Genomic DNA, 14,247 nt, shown 5'->3' on the forward strand with positions numbered 1-14,247 from the left:
GGCGGTGATTCGATGGACATTCTTTGCAAAGGCCGTCGAAAACGAGTCGAGACCTAAGAGCACCTCAACAATGGACAGGCCCGGCAAAGGCCCTTGACCAGGGCGTTTTACGTCTACTCCGGCCGATCATCCTGTCTGGGGACAGGAAGCGAGGTCGAGCGATGCCGCCAGGGCTCAACACCGGGGATTCGGCCTGGGTGCTCGTGAGCGCCGCCATGGTGCTGCTCATGACGCCCGGCCTGGCCTTCTTCTACGGCGGCATGGTCCGCGCCCAGAACGTGCTCAGCATGCTCTTCATGAGCTTCGTCTCGATAGCCCTGGTCACGATCCTGTGGTTCGGCTACGGGTACGGCCTCGTCTTCGGCCCGGACGTGGGCGGCGCCGGAGTGATCGGCTTCGGCGACCTGCGCTTCGCCGACATCACACCCACCATGCTGCACGGCCGCGTCCCCACCTACGCCTTCGCGCTGTTCCAGCTCACCTTCGCCATCATCACGGTGGCCCTGATCAGCGGATCGGTCGCCGGCCGGACCCGGCTCGGGCCGTGGATCGTCTTCTCGATCGTCTGGGTGACGCTGGTGTACTTCCCGATCGCGCACTGGGTGTTCGACCGGCAGGGCTGGATCAGCCGGTGGGGCGTGCTCGACTTCGCCGGCGGCCTGGTCGTCGAGCTGAACTCCGGCATGGCCGGCCTGGCCCTGGCCCTCGCGCTCGGTCCAGGCGTGCGTTTCCGCAGGAAGGAGCCGCCCCGGCCGAGCAACATCCCGTTCGTCATGCTCGGCCTGGGCCTGCTGTGGTTCGGCTGGTTCGGTTTCAACGCCGGCTCGGCCATGGCCGACGGGAGCATCGCCGTCAACGCCTTCCTGACCACCATGATCGCCGGTTCGGCCGGGATGCTCACGTGGCTCGTCATCGAATGGTTCCGGTACCGGCACTTCACCCGGCTCGGCTCGGCCACCGGCGCGCTGGCCGGACTGGTGGCCATCACGCCGTCCTGCGCGTACGTCAACTCCGAGGGCGCCCTGATCATCGGCATCGTGGCCGCCGTCGTGGTGTCGTTCGCCGTGACCTGGAAGCTCGTCCTCGGCTACGACGACACCCTGGACGTCGTCGGTGTGCACGGCGCGGGCGGCATCGTCGGCACGGCCCTCATCGGCCTGCTCGCCACCGGCGTCGGCGTCAGCACGACCAAGGGCCTGTTCTACGGCGGCTCGATCCAGGTGCTGCTCAAGCAGATCGCCGCGATCATCGTGGTCGCGCTCTACTCCTTCATCGTCACCTACCTGATCGGCCGGGTCGTCGACCGGGTCTGCCGGATGCGCGAGACCGAGGCCGAACAGCTCGCCGGCACCGACGCGCAACTCGGGACGGAGGACTGATGGCCGCCACCCGGCATCCGGCCCGCGCCCTCGCCCTGGTGGCGGTGGGCGGCGGCGTCGGCGCGGTCGTCCGCCACCTGCTCACCCAGACGCTGATGGGCGCCGACCATCCGCTGCCCTGGCCCACGCTGGTGGTCAACGTCGTCGGCTGCCTGCTGATGGGCCTGCTCACCGGCGAGCTGACCCGGCACCCGCTGCACCGCATGCCGGTCAAGGCGCTGCTCGGCACGGGCTTCCTGGGCGGCTTCACCACCTTCTCGCACCTGGTGGACGGCGTCCGCGAGCTGACCGTGGACGGCGCGGCCGGCTGGGCGGCGGTCTACCTCGTGCTCAGCGTCGTCCTGGGCCTGGTGGCCGTCTGGGCGGGCCTGAAGCTGGGCGGCCGGCGGTGATCCTCGTCCTGGTGGTCTTCGTCGGCGGCCTGATCGGCGCGCCCGCCCGATACCTCGTGGACGCCGGGGTCACCAAGGCGGCCGGCAAGGCGATGCCCTGGGGCACGCTGGCCGTCAACGTCATCGGCTCGGCCGTGCTCGGCGTCCTGATGGGCATCGCCTCGCGCGACTCCCTGCCGCCGGCCGTGCTGTCGCTGGTCGGCACCGGGTTCTGCGGCGCGCTCACCACGTTCAGCACCTTCAGCACCGACACCTGGAAGATGCTGGCCGCCGGGTCCACCGGCCGGGCGCTGGCCAACATCGCCATGAACGTGGTGCTCGGCCTGGCCGTCGTCAGCCTCGGCTACCTGCTCGGCAGGGCGCTGGCCGGCTGACCGGAAGGAGGCGGGAACGCCCATGACCGTCCCGTCCCCGTGGGAGCGGGCCAAACGGGCCGTGGTCGGCCGCCCGCTGCGGACCAAGCACCTGGAGCGGCAGCTCCTGCCCAAGCGGCTGGCGCTGCCCGTCTTCTGCAGCGACCCGATCTCGTCGGTGGCGTACGCGACCGAGCAGATCATCATGGCCCTCACCCTGGGCGGCCTCGTCCTGCTGCACCTGACCGGCTGGATCGCGGCGGCCATCGTGGCCATGCTGGTGATCATCATCGTGTCCTACCGGCAGACCTGCTACGCCTACCCGGGCGGCGGCGGCGCGTACGTCGTCAGCCGGGAGAACCTGGGCGTCAACGCCAGCCTGGTCGCCGCCAGCGCGCTGCTGGTCGACTACGTGCTGACCGTGGCCGTCTCCGTCGCCGCGGGGGTGGACGCCATCACCTCCTACGCGCCCGGCCTGAACCGCTGGTCGGCGCCCCTGAGCGTGGCCTGCGTCGCGCTGCTCACCCTGGTCAACCTGCGCGGCACCCGCGAGTCCGGCCGCGGGTTCGCGGTGCCCACCTACGCCTTCATCGCCACGGTCTACCTGATGTTCCTGGTCGCCGCCTGGCGGCTGCTGACCGGCGAGCATCCCCGCGCGGTCAGCGCCGACTTCACCATCGAACCGCTCTACCAGCCCGTCGGCTTCGTCGCGGTCTTCCTGGTGCTGCGCGCGTTCGCCTCCGGCTGCACGGCGCTGACCGGGGTGGAGGCGGTCAGCAACGGCGTGCCCGCCTTCCGCCGGCCCAAGAGCAGGAACGCGGCGAACACCCTGGCGATCATGGGCGTGCTGTCGGTCACCATGTTCACCGGCATCACCGTGCTGGCCCTGCTCACCCACGTGCGGATGACCGACCCCGACCACCCCGGAAGGCTCGCCGGGATGCCCGCCGGGTACGTCGAGCCCACCGCCCTGGCCCAGATCGGCGACGCCGTCCTCGGCCGCGGCGTCCTGTACGCCCTCCTCCAGGCCAGCACCGCGGCGATCCTGATCATGGCCGCCAACACCGCCTACAACGGCTTCCCCATGCTGGCCTCGATCCTGTCCGCCGACTCCTACCTGTCCAGGCAGCTCCACAAGCGCGGCGACCGGCTGGTGTTCAGCAACGGCATCCTGCTGCTCGCGACGGCCGCGGCCGTGCTGCTCGTCGTCTTCGACGCCAACAGCTCCCGGCTCATCCAGCTCTACATCATCGGCGTCTTCATCTCCTTCACGCTGAGCCAGGCCGGCATGGTCCGGCACTGGCGGCGCACCGGCCCGGGTTCGCCCGGCGTGCGGCGGCGGCAGGCCGTCAACGCGACCGGCGCGACGGTGACCGCCGCCGTCCTGGTGATCGTCCTGGTGACCAAGTTCATGAACGGCGCCTGGCTCGTCTGCCTGGCCATCCCCGGGCTGTTCGCGCTCATGAAGGGCATCAGGCGGCACTACGACCAGGTACAGGCGGCCACCACGCCCGACACGCCCGTCGAGCTGCCCGCCGGCGCCCACGCCATGGTGCTGGTCTCCCGGCTGGGCAGCCCCGCGCTCCAGGCGGTCGCCTACGCCGCGGCCACCCGTCCGGCCGGGCTGGAGGCCGTGCACGTGTGCACCGACGAGGAGACGACCCGCGAGCTGCGCGAAGGATGGGAGCGGTACGCCCCCTCCTCCGTGCCGCTGACGATGATCGACGCGCCCTACCGGACGACTGTGGGCCCGATCCTGCGGCACGTGCGCGACCGGCTGGCCCTGCACCCCGGCCACATCGTGACCGTCTACATCGTGGACTACGTGACCGGCCACTGGTGGGAGCCGGCCCTGCACAACCGGCTGACCGCCCGGCTGCGCGACCAGCTGCTGCTGGTCCCCGGGGTGATGGTCACGCTGGTGCCCTACCGGCTGGCCTCGGGCGAACGCCGCGCCGAGCGCCGCCCGCGCCTGCCCACGCGCCTGGCCGTCCTGGCCATGCAGCCGACCGACGACGCCCCCGCCCCCGCCTCCGCCTCCGACGCCGACGACGGTTAGGCGGTGGCCCTGACGACGTGCATGAGCTCGGCCAGGACCTCGGTGTTGAGCTGGTAGGCCAGCCGCACCTCGCCGATGATCCGCCGCTGCTCGCGCTCGTCGAGCTCCGCGCCGAGGGCGTCGAGCCGCGCCCGGTACTCGGTCTTGAACCGCGGGAGGCTGCCCACCTCGTCGAAGATGTAGAAGTCGACGCCTCCGCCGGCCTGGTAGCCGAAGATCTTCTGCAGTTCCATGCGGATGAACTGGCCGCCCGACAGGTCGCCGAGGTAGCGGGTGTAGTGGTGGGCGACGTACCCGCCGGGCCAGTCGGCCATCTGCTCGATGCGGGCCTGGAGGGTGCGGGTGGCCTTGGAGGGGGTGACGCGCTCGCGCCAGGCGGGGCCGTAGATCGTGGCCAGGTCGCGTTCCAGGGCGGGCTCGCGGTAGAGCTCGGGGAAGACGAAGCGGCCGGCGACCGGGTGGTCGGCCAGCTCCTTCGAGACGCCGTCGAGGGCGAGGTAGGCGAAGTAGTGCTGGGCGACCATCTCGCCGTACTCGTGCTCGCTCAACCGGCCGCCCATCAGCTCGGCGAGGTAGCCCTCGGACTCGGCCGACTCGTGGTCGCCCCAGGTGGCGGCCCTCAAGGTCTCGGAGAACGACGTCGTCACAGCACTTCCTCAACTCGCGCGACTGTTTCTGACACAGTGTCACAAACCCTCGGAGGCTCCGTCAAGGCGATGACGACAGCATGTCAGCAAAACTCGCCTCGCCGTTCATCTACCCAGGAAGAACGAACTCAAGAGGGCACACCCCGCAAGGCCCCCGTCGCGTACAGTGGCGGACGCCAAACGGTCCGCTACCTGGAAAAATCGCTCTAACATACGGTGACACCGTCAGCCGCCAGCCGACCCAGGAGTGATCTTGACCGTCCAAGCCGATGTCGCCAGGCGACGCATTGAGGACCTGCTCCGGCAGCACGAGGAGCAGATCCTCGCCCGCTGGGTGCAGCTCGCCAAGGCCCCGTCGGACGAGCTCCTCGACATATACCGGGCGCTGCAGTCCGCGCTCGACCAGGGCAAGGGAGACCTCGCCGACGTCCGCGGCCTGCTCGCGGAGCTCTCCCGCACCCGCGCCCGCGCGGGCCACGCGCCGGCCGACACCGCCCGCGCCGTCTTCGGCCTCAAGGAGGCCCTGTACGAGGTCGTCGAGGCCGACGGCGAGGCCGAGGCCCTGCGCGGCTTCATCTGGTTCTCCCGGCTCATCGACGACCTGGGCCTGCTCACCTTCGAGACCTTCTCCGACGCCCGCGAGAAGATCATCCTGGACCAGGCCGAGCAGCTGCTCGAACTGTCCACCCCGGTGGTCAAGCTCTGGGAGGGCATCGTCGCCGTCCCGCTGATCGGCACCCTCGACTCCGCCAGGACCCAGGTCGTGATGGAGAAGCTGCTGCAGACCCTGGTCGACACCGGGGCCGAGCACGCTGTGATCGACATCACCGGCGTGCCCGCCGTGGACACCCAGGTGGCCCAGCACCTGCTCAAGACCGTGGTGGCCGCCAGGCTGATGGGCGCCGAGTGCGTCATCTCCGGCATCCGCCCGCAGATCGCGCACACCATCGTCACGCTCGGCATCGAGTTCGGCGACATCGTCACCAAGGCGTCGCTGGCCGACGCGCTCGCCCACGCCTTCAGGCGCAGCGGCGTGCAGGTGATCCGGTCGCACAACGCCCGGATCGCCGTGCGGGCGGAGGACGCCTGATGCAGCGGGTGCCCGTACTCAAGCTCGGCGACATCCTGATCGTCTCCATCCAGATCGACCTGGAGGACCAGAGCGTGCTGGCCCTCCAGGAGGACCTGGCCGATCGGGTCGTCGCCACCGGGGCCAGAGGCGTGATCATCGACATCACCGCGGTGGAGATCGTCGACTCCTTCATCGGCCGCATGCTGGCCACCATCGCCACCATGTGCCGCATGCTGGACGCCCAGACGGTCGTCGTCGGTATGCGTCCCGCGGTGGCGATCACCCTGGTCGAGCTGGGCCTGTCGCTGGGCGGTGTGCGTACGGCGCTGAACCTGGAGAAGGGAGTGGCGCTCCTTGACCACGTCAGGGGCGCCGACAGGTGACCGAGACGATGACGATCGCGGGCAGCGCGGACGTCGTGATGGTCCGGCAGGTCGTACGGACCCTCGCGATCGAGGCGGGGTTGTCCCTCGTCGACCAGACCAAGATCGTCACTGCGGCCAGTGAGCTGGCCCGCAACGCGCTCGTCTACGCCGGCGGCGGCGACGTGCGCATCGACCTCGTCGAGAACGGCAGGAAACGCGGCCTCAAGCTGATCTTCAGCGACGAGGGCCCCGGCATCCCCGACCTCGACAAGGCGCTCACCGACGGTTTCACCACCGGCGGCGGGATGGGCCTCGGCCTCGGCGGCTCGCGCCGGCTGGTCGACGAGTTCGACCTGATCTCCGCCCCCGGCAAGGGCACGACCGTGACGGTGACCAAATGGGCCAGGTGACCCCGGCCTGGGTGCGCGCCGAGGACCCGAGCGCCGTCGGCGCCGTCCGGCGACAGGCGGTCGCGCTGGCCGAGGTGGCCGGCTTCGACACCACCCGCACCGGGCAGATCGCCGTGGCCGTCAGCGAGGCCGTGTCCAACCTGGTCAAGCACGCCGTGGAGGGCGTCGTCCTGGTCCGGCCGCACCCCGAGGCCCCGCTCGGGGTGGAACTCGTCGCAGTGGACAAGGGCCCCGGCATGGCCGACGTGGCCCGCGCCCTGCGCGACGGCTACTCCACCTCCGGCACGCTCGGCATCGGCATGGGCGCGATCGCCCGCATCGCCACCGGATACGACGTTCACTCGGTGCCCGGTATGGGCACTGTGCTCGTCATGCATTTCACCGCTGAGGGCACGCCCGGCCCGCCGTTGCGCGCCAGCGGCTTGACCCGGCCGATCGGCGACGAGGTGAGCTGCGGGGACGGCTACGCCATCGCCGAGAACGGAGAGACGACGACGGTGCTGCTGTGCGACGGGCTGGGCCACGGCCACATCGCCGCCGTCGCCGCGGAGACCGCCGTCGAGCTGTTCGCGCAGGTCAACGACCAGGAGCCGCTGTCGATCCTGGAACACCTGCACCGCGGGCTGCACGGGACCCGCGGCGGCGCCGTCGCGGTGGCGAGGGTCGGGCCGGACACCGTCACCTACGCCGGGCTCGGCAACGTCTCCGGCTGGGTGGCCGACGCGACCGGCCGGCAGGGCATGATCTCGCTGCCCGGCATCGCCGGCCACCAGGGACGCACCCTGCGCCAGTACGAGTACCGCATCGCCCCGTACGCCACCGTCGTCATGCACTCCGACGGCCTGACCGACCGATGGGACCCCGGGAACGTGCCGGGGCTGTTCGCGCGCACCCCCGCGGTCATCGCGGCGGGCCTGCTGCGCGAGGCCGGCAGCAGGCGTGACGACGCCTGCGTGGTGACGGTGAGGCCCGGCAATGGCGGGAACTGAGCTCGTCAGGATCGGCCTCGACACCGACCAGGACGTCTTCGTCCTGCGCCGGCTCGGCCGGGCCGCCGCCGAGCTGGTCGGGCTGGAGTCGCAGGACCAGACCAGGGTCGCCACCGCCCTCAGCGAGGTGGGCAGGGAGGCGTTCGGCAAGGGCGCCGCCGCCGTGATCACGCTCGGCCGCGACGTGCTGCTGATCACCATCCGGCACACCAGGCCATCCGGTTTGGACCGCTCCGAAGGCGTGACACTGGCCGGTCGGCTCGTGGACGACATCACCCTCGGCGACGGCCACGTCACGATCACCAAGCGGCTGCGGCCACGGGCGGCCGCCGTCTCACTGGAGTCCATCCGCGCGGGCCTCGCCAAGCTGGCCCCGGTCAGCGCGCTGGAGGAGCTGCGCGAGCAGAACAGGGAGCTCGCCGAGACCCTGGAGGACGTGCTGCGGCTCAACTCCGAGCTGCAGGAGACCAACACCGGCGTGCTGGCCATGTACAACCAGCTCTCGGCCGAGCTGGAGGAGACCAACAGGGGAGTCGTCGCCCTGTACGCCGAGCTGGACGAGAAGTCCACCCAGCTCCGCGAGACGATCGAGGCGCGCAACCGCTTCTGGGCCACCGTCAGCCACGAGCTGCGCACCCCCCTGAACTCCGTCATCGGCCTGGTCCGGCTGCTGACCGGCCAGGGGGGCGAGCCGCTGACCGAGGAGCAGACCCACCAGATCGGGCTGATCGGCGACTCGGCGCAGACGCTGCTCGAACTCGTCAGCGAGCTGCTCGACATGGCCAAGGCCGAGTCCGGCCGCCTGGATCCCCAGCCCACGCTGGTCAACCTGTCCCGGATGGCCGGGCAGCTGCACGTCACCATGCGTCCCACCAGCGAGCGCGCCGGGGTGACGCTGAGTCACGAGATCGCTCCGGAGGCCACCGAGCTGTACGCCGACGAGAGCATGTTGATCAGAATTCTGCGTAATTTGCTCTCGAACGCGCTCAAATTCACGCAAAGCGGGCAGATAGTGCTGGCCGCGCATGCCGACGAAGCCAATGGCGAGATCGTCATCACGGTCACCGACAGCGGCATCGGCATCTCGGAGGAACATTTGAGGCGCGTGTTCGAGGACTTCTACCAGGTTCCCGGCTCGCTGCAGGTCAGGGCGAGGGGCACCGGCCTCGGCCTCCCGTACGCGCGCAGGCTCGCCGAGGCGCTGGGCGGCACGCTGGAGCTCACCAGCACCCAGGGCGAGGGCACCGTCGCCACCCTGCGGCTGCCGCACCAGATCGGCACGCCCGAGCTGGAACGCGTGCTGATCGCCGACGACGACGAGGTGTTCCGCGCCAGTGCCCGCCGCATGCTCTACGGCTTCACCGTCCACGTGGACGAGGCCGCCGACGGCGCCGCCGCGCTCGACGTCATGGCCGCCTCCCCGCCCGACGTGATCCTCGTCGACCTGCTCATGCCCCGCGTCGACGGCAACGTCCTGCTGCACCAGATGGCCGAGGACGAGCGGCTGAGCGGCATCCCCGTCGTCATCGTGACCATCGCTCCGCAGCACGCCCCCGGCAATCGGCCGGTACTGTCCAAGCACGGGCTGCGCAGGGAACACCTCCTGCAGGCCATCCGCAGCGCCCGCCAGGGCGAGAACGGCGGTGCTGGAGAGGACCAGGATGTCTGAGTCCGCACGCGTGCTGGTGGTGGACGACACGCCCACCAAGCGCTACATCCTGTCGAGCTGGCTGCGCCGCTCCGGGCACCAGGTGCTGGAGGCGAGAGGCGGCGAGGAGGCACTCGGCATGCTCGCCGCCAACCAGATCGACCTGGTCGTCCTCGACGTCCGCCTGCCCGACATCGGCGGCTACGAGGTCTGCGAGCTGATCAAGGCCAACCCGGCCACCGCCTCCATCCCCGTCATCCAGGTGTCGGCCAACGCGATCACCCCCGCCGACCGCACCGAGGGCCTGGAACGCGGCGCCGACGCCTACCTGAGCGAGCCCATCGAGCCCACCGAGTTCGCCGCCACCGTCGAGGCCATGCTGCGTTACTACCGGGCGCGCTGGCGGGCCGAGCTGATGGCCGAACGCCTGGCCAAGCTGGCCGAGGTGACCCTGCGGATGAACGAGGCCGAGACGTTCGACGAGCTGCTGACCGTGGCCGTGGAGGGCACGGCCGAGGTGCTCGGCCGCTACTGCGGCACGCTCGCCGTGCTGCCCGACGGGCGGCTGCGGCGCTACCGCGCCCGGCCCGGCGAGCCCGCCGCCGCCCAGGCCGCCGCCCCCGACGTGCTGGACCGCCTGTCGAAGCTGGCGCTCAAGGACGCCGCCAGGGCCCGGGTGTTCACCCTGGACAGCACCGAGTGGCAGGGCCTGCTGCCCGACGTGCGCGCCGAGGGCTCCACCACCGGCGTGCTCTGCCGTACCAAGAACTCCCCGTCGCCGGTCTACCTCGGGGTCGAGGCCGTCTCGCCGCTCGACGCCGACGAGGTCAACCTGCTGCGCCAGCTCGGCCAGGAGCTGGCGCTGGCCCTGGGCGCGCTGCGCGCCTACACCGAGGAGCACGACATCGCGCTGACCCTGCAGCGCAGCCTGCTGCCCAGCCGCATCCCCGAGGTGCCGGGCCTGCAGGTCGCGCTGCGCTACCAGCCCGCCGTGGACAACGTCGAGGTCGGCGGCGACTTCTACGAGGTGCTGCAGGTCGACGGACGCGTGCTGGTCGCCGTCGGCGACGTGGAGGGCCACTCCCTGCACGCCGCGACCGTCATGGCCGAGGTGCGCCACGCCCTGCGCGCCTCGCTCATCGCCCAGGTGGACCTGAGCGCCTCCCTCGACCTGCTCAACCAGATGATGCGGCGCTACCACCGGGGCCTGACCGCCACCGTGTGCCTGATGCTCATCGACCCGGCCACCGGCGAGATCGAGCTGGCCAATGCCGGGCACATGCCGCCGCTGTTCGCCGGGCCCGGCAGCTCCTACCACACGCTGGGGAACCTGCTGCTCGGCGCGGTGCCCGAGCGGTACCAGGTGGACCGGCTCAAACTGCCGCCCGGCGGCACGATGATGTTGTTCACCGACGGGCTGCTGGAGGACCGGCACGTCCTGCTCGACGACAGCATGGAGAAGGCCAGGCAGCTCGCCGAGACCGTCGAGGACGACCTGGAGGACTTCGCCGAGCGCATGCTGGCGGCGTTCGGGGCGCGCGAGGACGACGTGGCGCTGGTCGTCGTCCGCCGCACGCCCGACGCGGACTCCGCCGGAACCTGACCGCGCAGTCCCGGCGGCCTCTTGGGGGCCTCCTGGGGGCGCGTCAGCGGGTGTAGCGGTGCTTGGCTCCCGGCGGGAAGTACTCGGCGTCCCCGGCCTCGCGCAACCGGATGAACGGCATCTGCTGCGCCACCGGCACGTAGTTCGCGAACTCGCTGTTCAGCCGCAAAAGCTGGGCCAGGATCGAGGCGCCCACCGCCTGGGCGACCTCGTCGGAGGGCTTCTCGCCGGGCATCAGCTCCACCGTGACCGTCAGATGCCGGTCGCGGTCGGCGTCCTCCGCCACCTCCATCACGAACTTGCCCGTCACCGACCCGCTGACCTCGGGCTGCTCCAGCCCCACCGCGATGTTCTCGGGGTAGACGTTCGCGCCGTAGTAGGACAGCGTGAAGTGGCTGCGGCCGAACACGTAGACGAACGGGTGGCGCGGGCCGGAGGCGGCGGCTCTGAAACCGTGCCGCTCGGCGAACTCCAGCATGCGCTCGTACGGGATCACCCCGCCCTCGTCGGCGATGTGGTACCGGATCAGGGGGACGCCGTTGTCGCCGGAGAACAGCAGCGTGCCCTCCTGCTCCTCGAAGAAGCGCACCCGAGGGTCGTACTGCACCAGGGTCGGCAGGCGGGACTCCCCGAACAACTTCCTGGCCGTGTCCGGACGTCCGGCCAGGAATCGGCGCAGCTCGACCGAGAGCGGGGTCTCGTTGCCGAGCACCCCGGCGTCGGCGGTGCCGTACAGGGAGGCGATCCCGCGCACGGGGTCGGCGATCCCGGCCCGTTCGGCCACCAGCGTGCGCCACTCCTCGCTGAACACCTCGCCCGCCGTGACCAGCTTGACGTTCCAGTCGGCCCAGGGGAGCGGCTCGGTGTCGATGACGTTCTTCAGGAACGGCGGATAGCCCAGCAGGACCACCTGGTCGAAGTGCGGCGCCAGCTCCGGCAGCACCCGGGCGATCTCCCTGCGGTCGGTGCCCGGCGCGACGACGGTGATCGGGTAGCCGCGCTCGGCCAGGTGACGGCAGCACTCGATGGTGAACAGGCCGCCCACCCAGGTGCCGAGGGCGAAGCAGACCACGGCCAGCGTACGGCGTTCGCGGGCGTCGAAGGAGTCCCGGAAGACCTCCTCGAAACGGGCGGCGATCACCCGCTCGTCGGCGACCGAACGCGGCCAGAACGACGGCGTACCCGTCGAACCGGACGACACGGCGATCATGTCCCCGATCACGCCGTCCCGGCAGAGGTCGGGGAGGGGGTGACGGCGGATGTAGGCGTCCTTGGACGTCATCGGCAGCCGCCTGAAGTGCTCCGGAGCGGTCACGCTCGCGGGCTCGACCCCGTGCTCGGCCAGGAACGAGCGATAGGCCGGCACGGTCGCGGCCACCTGATGAAAGAGCTCAAGGGGATCCATGGGGTACGCGCGGCCGTCCGCCCAGAACCCCGGCCCTGAACGCCCACCACGCCTCCTCCCTCCACTGATTGATCGTCTCCACCCCCATGGTGACACCACCCACTACGTCCCACACCCCTCCAACCCCCCGCCCCCTCCGCGCTCGGCACTGCCGGTTGCAGCTGAAGCTGTCGGTGTTCAGGGTGAGCTGTCGGATTCCGCCTTCGGCTCCGATCTTGGTGAGGCAGAATGCTCAGCCATGACGGCGCGGGGACGGAGAGTTCACGGAATTCCTGCGCGCGGCGTTCGACTTCGCCGGCGACGTGGCGCACGACCTCGCCCACAGCGTGATCAACATGCTGGAGGGCGCGGAGCTGTCGGCGCAGGTGTCCCACAGCGAGGCGCCGCTGGAGATCGCCGGTAGGCACCTCGCACGGCTCATCGACTCCTATCGATGAGCTGAGCCGGCTTACGGCTGTCGTGCAGGCTTCCTGAGCACCTCGGTGAGGGCCGAGATGTTCTGATCGCCGTAGCCCGCCTCGACCGCCCGCCTCACCAGGTCATGGAGCGGGGCGAGCCAGGTCGTGTCGACGTTCGTCTCCCTGGCCAGGTCCTCGTCGTGGGCAGCCGCCGCCAGGAACAGGTTCACCGAGGAGGCGGCGTCGGTGTAGTCGCCGCTGTCGATCTCCTTGGCGTAGATCGGCAGCAAGGACTTGATCATGTCCAGCCACTTGCCGGCGAAGCGCACCATCGTGTTCACCTCCAGCCCGCGCGCCTGGACCGCGGCGGCGCCCTGGAAGAAGCCGACGAGTGCCGGCAGCAGCATGGCGCCCACCGCCATCTCGTACAGGGCGGCCAGGTCGGCCTCGTCGCCGAGGTGGACGGTGTCGCCACCCAGCACCTTCAGGGTCGTCTCGAACTCCTCGAAGACCGCCTTGTCGCCGCTGTAGTACAGCAGGGTGTCCGGCGCTCCCACGGCCGAGGGCACGTTCTTGACCGCGCCGGCCAGGACCCGGGCGCCATGGCCGATGGCCCAGGCGGCCGTCTCTCGGGCGCCGGCCGGGGAACCGCTGTTGAGGGTGACCAGGGCTCGTCCGCGCAGCGACGCGCCGGCGGGCCGCAGTGCCACCCGGGTGTCCTCGAAGGTGGTCAGGCAGGTGATGACCAAGGGACTTGCCGCCACCGCGTCCTCAATGGCCTCCGCATGTCTGGCTCCCATGGCGATGAGGGGCGCGGCTTTGGCGGCGGTCCTGTTCCAGACGGTGGTCGGGTGTCCGGCCTTGACGAAGGCCTCGGCCAGTGCTGTGCCCATGGAGCCCAGTCCGATGACGGTCACAGGTGTCAGGTTCTTCGCGGTCATATGCATGCTCCAGCCACAGAGATGAGGAGATGGGCGCGCTGTAGTGGAGACCGTTGTGGTCTGGCGCGGGCCTGTTCCATGCTGCCTGGAGCGCCTGCATTCTCTCAAGTACCTACATTTTTGCCGGGTACTGACATAAATGTAAGCATAGGTCGGTGAAGGAGACGAAGAAGCGGACGTTCACCTGCGGTCTCGACGCCGCCATCGCTGTCATGGGAGGCAAGTGGAAGGGACTGATCCTTTTCGCGCTCCAGGATGGTCCCCTGCGCTTCGGGGAGTTGCGGCGCGCGGTGCCTGGCATCAGCGAGCGGGTGTTGATCCTGCAGTTGCGGGAGATGCAGACCGCCGGGCTGCTGCATCGCGAGGTCTATCACCAGGTCCCGCCGAAGGTGGAGTACTCGCTCACCGAGTTCGGTCATTCACTGAACACCGCAATGGCGCCGCTCGGGGAGTGGGGCGAGGAGCACGTCGAGCGCATCGAGGCCATTCCGTGGGACCAGGTGGGGTGAACGTGAGCGGATGGATCGGCAGGCTTCATCACCCCCTGCTTCACACTCCCGCCGCCCGCCCCTCTCCCCTCCGCGCC

At 70.3% G+C, this 14,247-nt stretch carries 15 protein-coding genes; 12 read left to right on the forward strand and 3 right to left on the reverse strand.

Annotated features, from left to right (window positions below):
• Positions 1-161 precede the first annotated feature (161 nt).
• From ABZ815_RS09335 to ABZ815_RS09350, 4 genes are read left to right on the forward strand one after another with little or no spacing between them, the layout of a single operon-like run.
• Complete coding sequence (locus ABZ815_RS09335) at positions 162-1,379, forward strand: ammonium transporter (RefSeq protein ID WP_357695762.1); 1,218 nt, start codon at positions 162-164, stop codon at positions 1,377-1,379.
• The gene (locus tag ABZ815_RS09340) at positions 1,379-1,771 is read left to right on the forward strand and encodes a CrcB family protein (protein ID WP_357695764.1); all 393 of its coding nucleotides are present in this window, start codon (positions 1,379-1,381) and stop codon (positions 1,769-1,771) included. The genes ABZ815_RS09335 and ABZ815_RS09340 overlap by 1 nt, the downstream gene beginning before the upstream one ends.
• Positions 1,768-2,145 carry a fluoride efflux transporter CrcB gene (gene crcB / locus ABZ815_RS09345; protein ID WP_357695766.1) on the forward strand — a complete coding sequence of 126 codons (378 nt, stop codon included), beginning with the start codon at positions 1,768-1,770 and terminating at the stop codon, positions 2,143-2,145. The genes ABZ815_RS09340 and crcB overlap by 4 nt, the downstream gene beginning before the upstream one ends.
• Positions 2,146-2,167: 22 nt before the next feature.
• Complete coding sequence (locus ABZ815_RS09350; protein ID WP_357695768.1) at positions 2,168-4,183, forward strand: APC family permease; 2,016 nt, start codon at positions 2,168-2,170, stop codon at positions 4,181-4,183.
• Here the strand turns inward: ABZ815_RS09350 and ABZ815_RS09355 are convergent.
• On the reverse strand, positions 4,180-4,830 hold the full coding sequence (locus ABZ815_RS09355; protein ID WP_357695770.1) for a biliverdin-producing heme oxygenase: 651 nt from the start codon (positions 4,828-4,830) through the stop codon (positions 4,180-4,182). The genes ABZ815_RS09350 and ABZ815_RS09355 overlap by 4 nt on opposite strands.
• Before the next feature lie 247 nt (positions 4,831-5,077).
• Between ABZ815_RS09355 and ABZ815_RS09360 the strand changes: the two genes are divergently transcribed.
• From ABZ815_RS09360 to ABZ815_RS09385, 6 genes are read left to right on the forward strand one after another with little or no spacing between them, the layout of a single operon-like run.
• Positions 5,078-5,920 (forward strand): STAS domain-containing protein, encoded by an 843-nt coding sequence (locus ABZ815_RS09360; RefSeq protein ID WP_357695772.1) that lies wholly within the window; start codon positions 5,078-5,080, stop codon positions 5,918-5,920.
• On the forward strand, positions 5,920-6,285 hold the full coding sequence (locus ABZ815_RS09365; protein WP_357695774.1) for an STAS domain-containing protein: 366 nt from the start codon (positions 5,920-5,922) through the stop codon (positions 6,283-6,285). Before ABZ815_RS09360 ends, ABZ815_RS09365 begins: the two co-directional genes overlap by 1 nt.
• An 8-nt stretch (positions 6,286-6,293) precedes the next feature.
• Complete coding sequence (locus tag ABZ815_RS09370) at positions 6,294-6,677, forward strand: anti-sigma regulatory factor (protein WP_357696075.1); 384 nt, start codon at positions 6,294-6,296, stop codon at positions 6,675-6,677.
• Complete coding sequence (locus ABZ815_RS09375) at positions 6,665-7,666, forward strand: anti-sigma regulatory factor (protein WP_357695776.1); 1,002 nt, start codon at positions 6,665-6,667, stop codon at positions 7,664-7,666. The genes ABZ815_RS09370 and ABZ815_RS09375 overlap by 13 nt, the downstream gene beginning before the upstream one ends.
• Positions 7,653-9,335, forward strand: a complete 1,683-nt coding sequence (locus ABZ815_RS09380; protein WP_357695778.1) for an ATP-binding protein — start codon at positions 7,653-7,655, stop codon at positions 9,333-9,335. Before ABZ815_RS09375 ends, ABZ815_RS09380 begins: the two co-directional genes overlap by 14 nt.
• Positions 9,328-10,917: a fused response regulator/phosphatase gene (locus ABZ815_RS09385; protein ID WP_357695780.1), complete on the forward strand. Its 1,590-nt coding sequence runs from the start codon at positions 9,328-9,330 to the stop codon at positions 10,915-10,917. The genes ABZ815_RS09380 and ABZ815_RS09385 overlap by 8 nt, the downstream gene beginning before the upstream one ends.
• A gap of 43 nt (positions 10,918-10,960) precedes the next feature.
• Here ABZ815_RS09385 and ABZ815_RS09390 read toward each other — a convergent pair whose 3' ends face one another.
• Positions 10,961-12,283: a phenylacetate--CoA ligase family protein gene (locus ABZ815_RS09390; RefSeq protein WP_357695782.1), complete on the reverse strand. Its 1,323-nt coding sequence runs from the start codon at positions 12,281-12,283 to the stop codon at positions 10,961-10,963.
• A gap of 341 nt (positions 12,284-12,624) precedes the next feature.
• On the opposite strand from ABZ815_RS09390, the gene ABZ815_RS09395 reads away from it, so the two are divergent.
• Complete coding sequence (locus tag ABZ815_RS09395; RefSeq protein ID WP_357695784.1) at positions 12,625-12,759, forward strand: hypothetical protein; 135 nt, start codon at positions 12,625-12,627, stop codon at positions 12,757-12,759.
• 11 nt (positions 12,760-12,770) lie between these two features.
• On the opposite strand, the gene ABZ815_RS09400 is transcribed toward ABZ815_RS09395, so the two are convergent.
• A complete protein-coding gene (locus ABZ815_RS09400) occupies positions 12,771-13,661 on the reverse strand; it encodes an NAD(P)-binding domain-containing protein (protein ID WP_357695786.1) in 891 nt (296 codons plus the stop codon).
• A gap of 155 nt (positions 13,662-13,816) precedes the next feature.
• Between ABZ815_RS09400 and ABZ815_RS09405 the strand changes: the two genes are divergently transcribed.
• A complete protein-coding gene (locus ABZ815_RS09405) occupies positions 13,817-14,170 on the forward strand; it encodes a helix-turn-helix domain-containing protein (RefSeq protein WP_352359473.1) in 354 nt (117 codons plus the stop codon).
• Positions 14,171-14,247: the final 77 nt, after the last annotated feature.

This window comes from Nonomuraea sp. NPDC047529 (assembly GCF_040642995.1).
Taxonomy (GTDB): Bacteria; Actinomycetota; Actinomycetes; order Streptosporangiales; family Streptosporangiaceae; genus Nonomuraea.

Bases quoted from the DNA above. Each gene is read 5' to 3' on its own strand.
- ABZ815_RS09350 (WP_357695768.1), top strand. From the start codon at position 2,168: ATGACCGTCCCGTCCCCGTGGGAGCGGGCCAAACGGGCCGTGGTCGGC.
- ABZ815_RS09370 (WP_357696075.1), top strand. From the start codon at position 6,294: ATGACGATCGCGGGCAGCGCGGACGTCGTGATGGTCCGGCAGGTCGTA.
- ABZ815_RS09375 (WP_357695776.1), top strand. From the start codon at position 6,665: ATGGGCCAGGTGACCCCGGCCTGGGTGCGCGCCGAGGACCCGAGCGCC.
- ABZ815_RS09340 (WP_357695764.1), top strand. From the start codon at position 1,379: ATGGCCGCCACCCGGCATCCGGCCCGCGCCCTCGCCCTGGTGGCGGTG.
- ABZ815_RS09400 (WP_357695786.1), bottom strand. From the start codon at position 13,661: ATGACCGCGAAGAACCTGACACCTGTGACCGTCATCGGACTGGGCTCC.
- ABZ815_RS09365 (WP_357695774.1), top strand. From the start codon at position 5,920: ATGCAGCGGGTGCCCGTACTCAAGCTCGGCGACATCCTGATCGTCTCC.
- ABZ815_RS09335 (WP_357695762.1), top strand. From the start codon at position 162: ATGCCGCCAGGGCTCAACACCGGGGATTCGGCCTGGGTGCTCGTGAGC.
- ABZ815_RS09380 (WP_357695778.1), top strand. From the start codon at position 7,653: ATGGCGGGAACTGAGCTCGTCAGGATCGGCCTCGACACCGACCAGGAC.
- ABZ815_RS09385 (WP_357695780.1), top strand. From the start codon at position 9,328: ATGTCTGAGTCCGCACGCGTGCTGGTGGTGGACGACACGCCCACCAAG.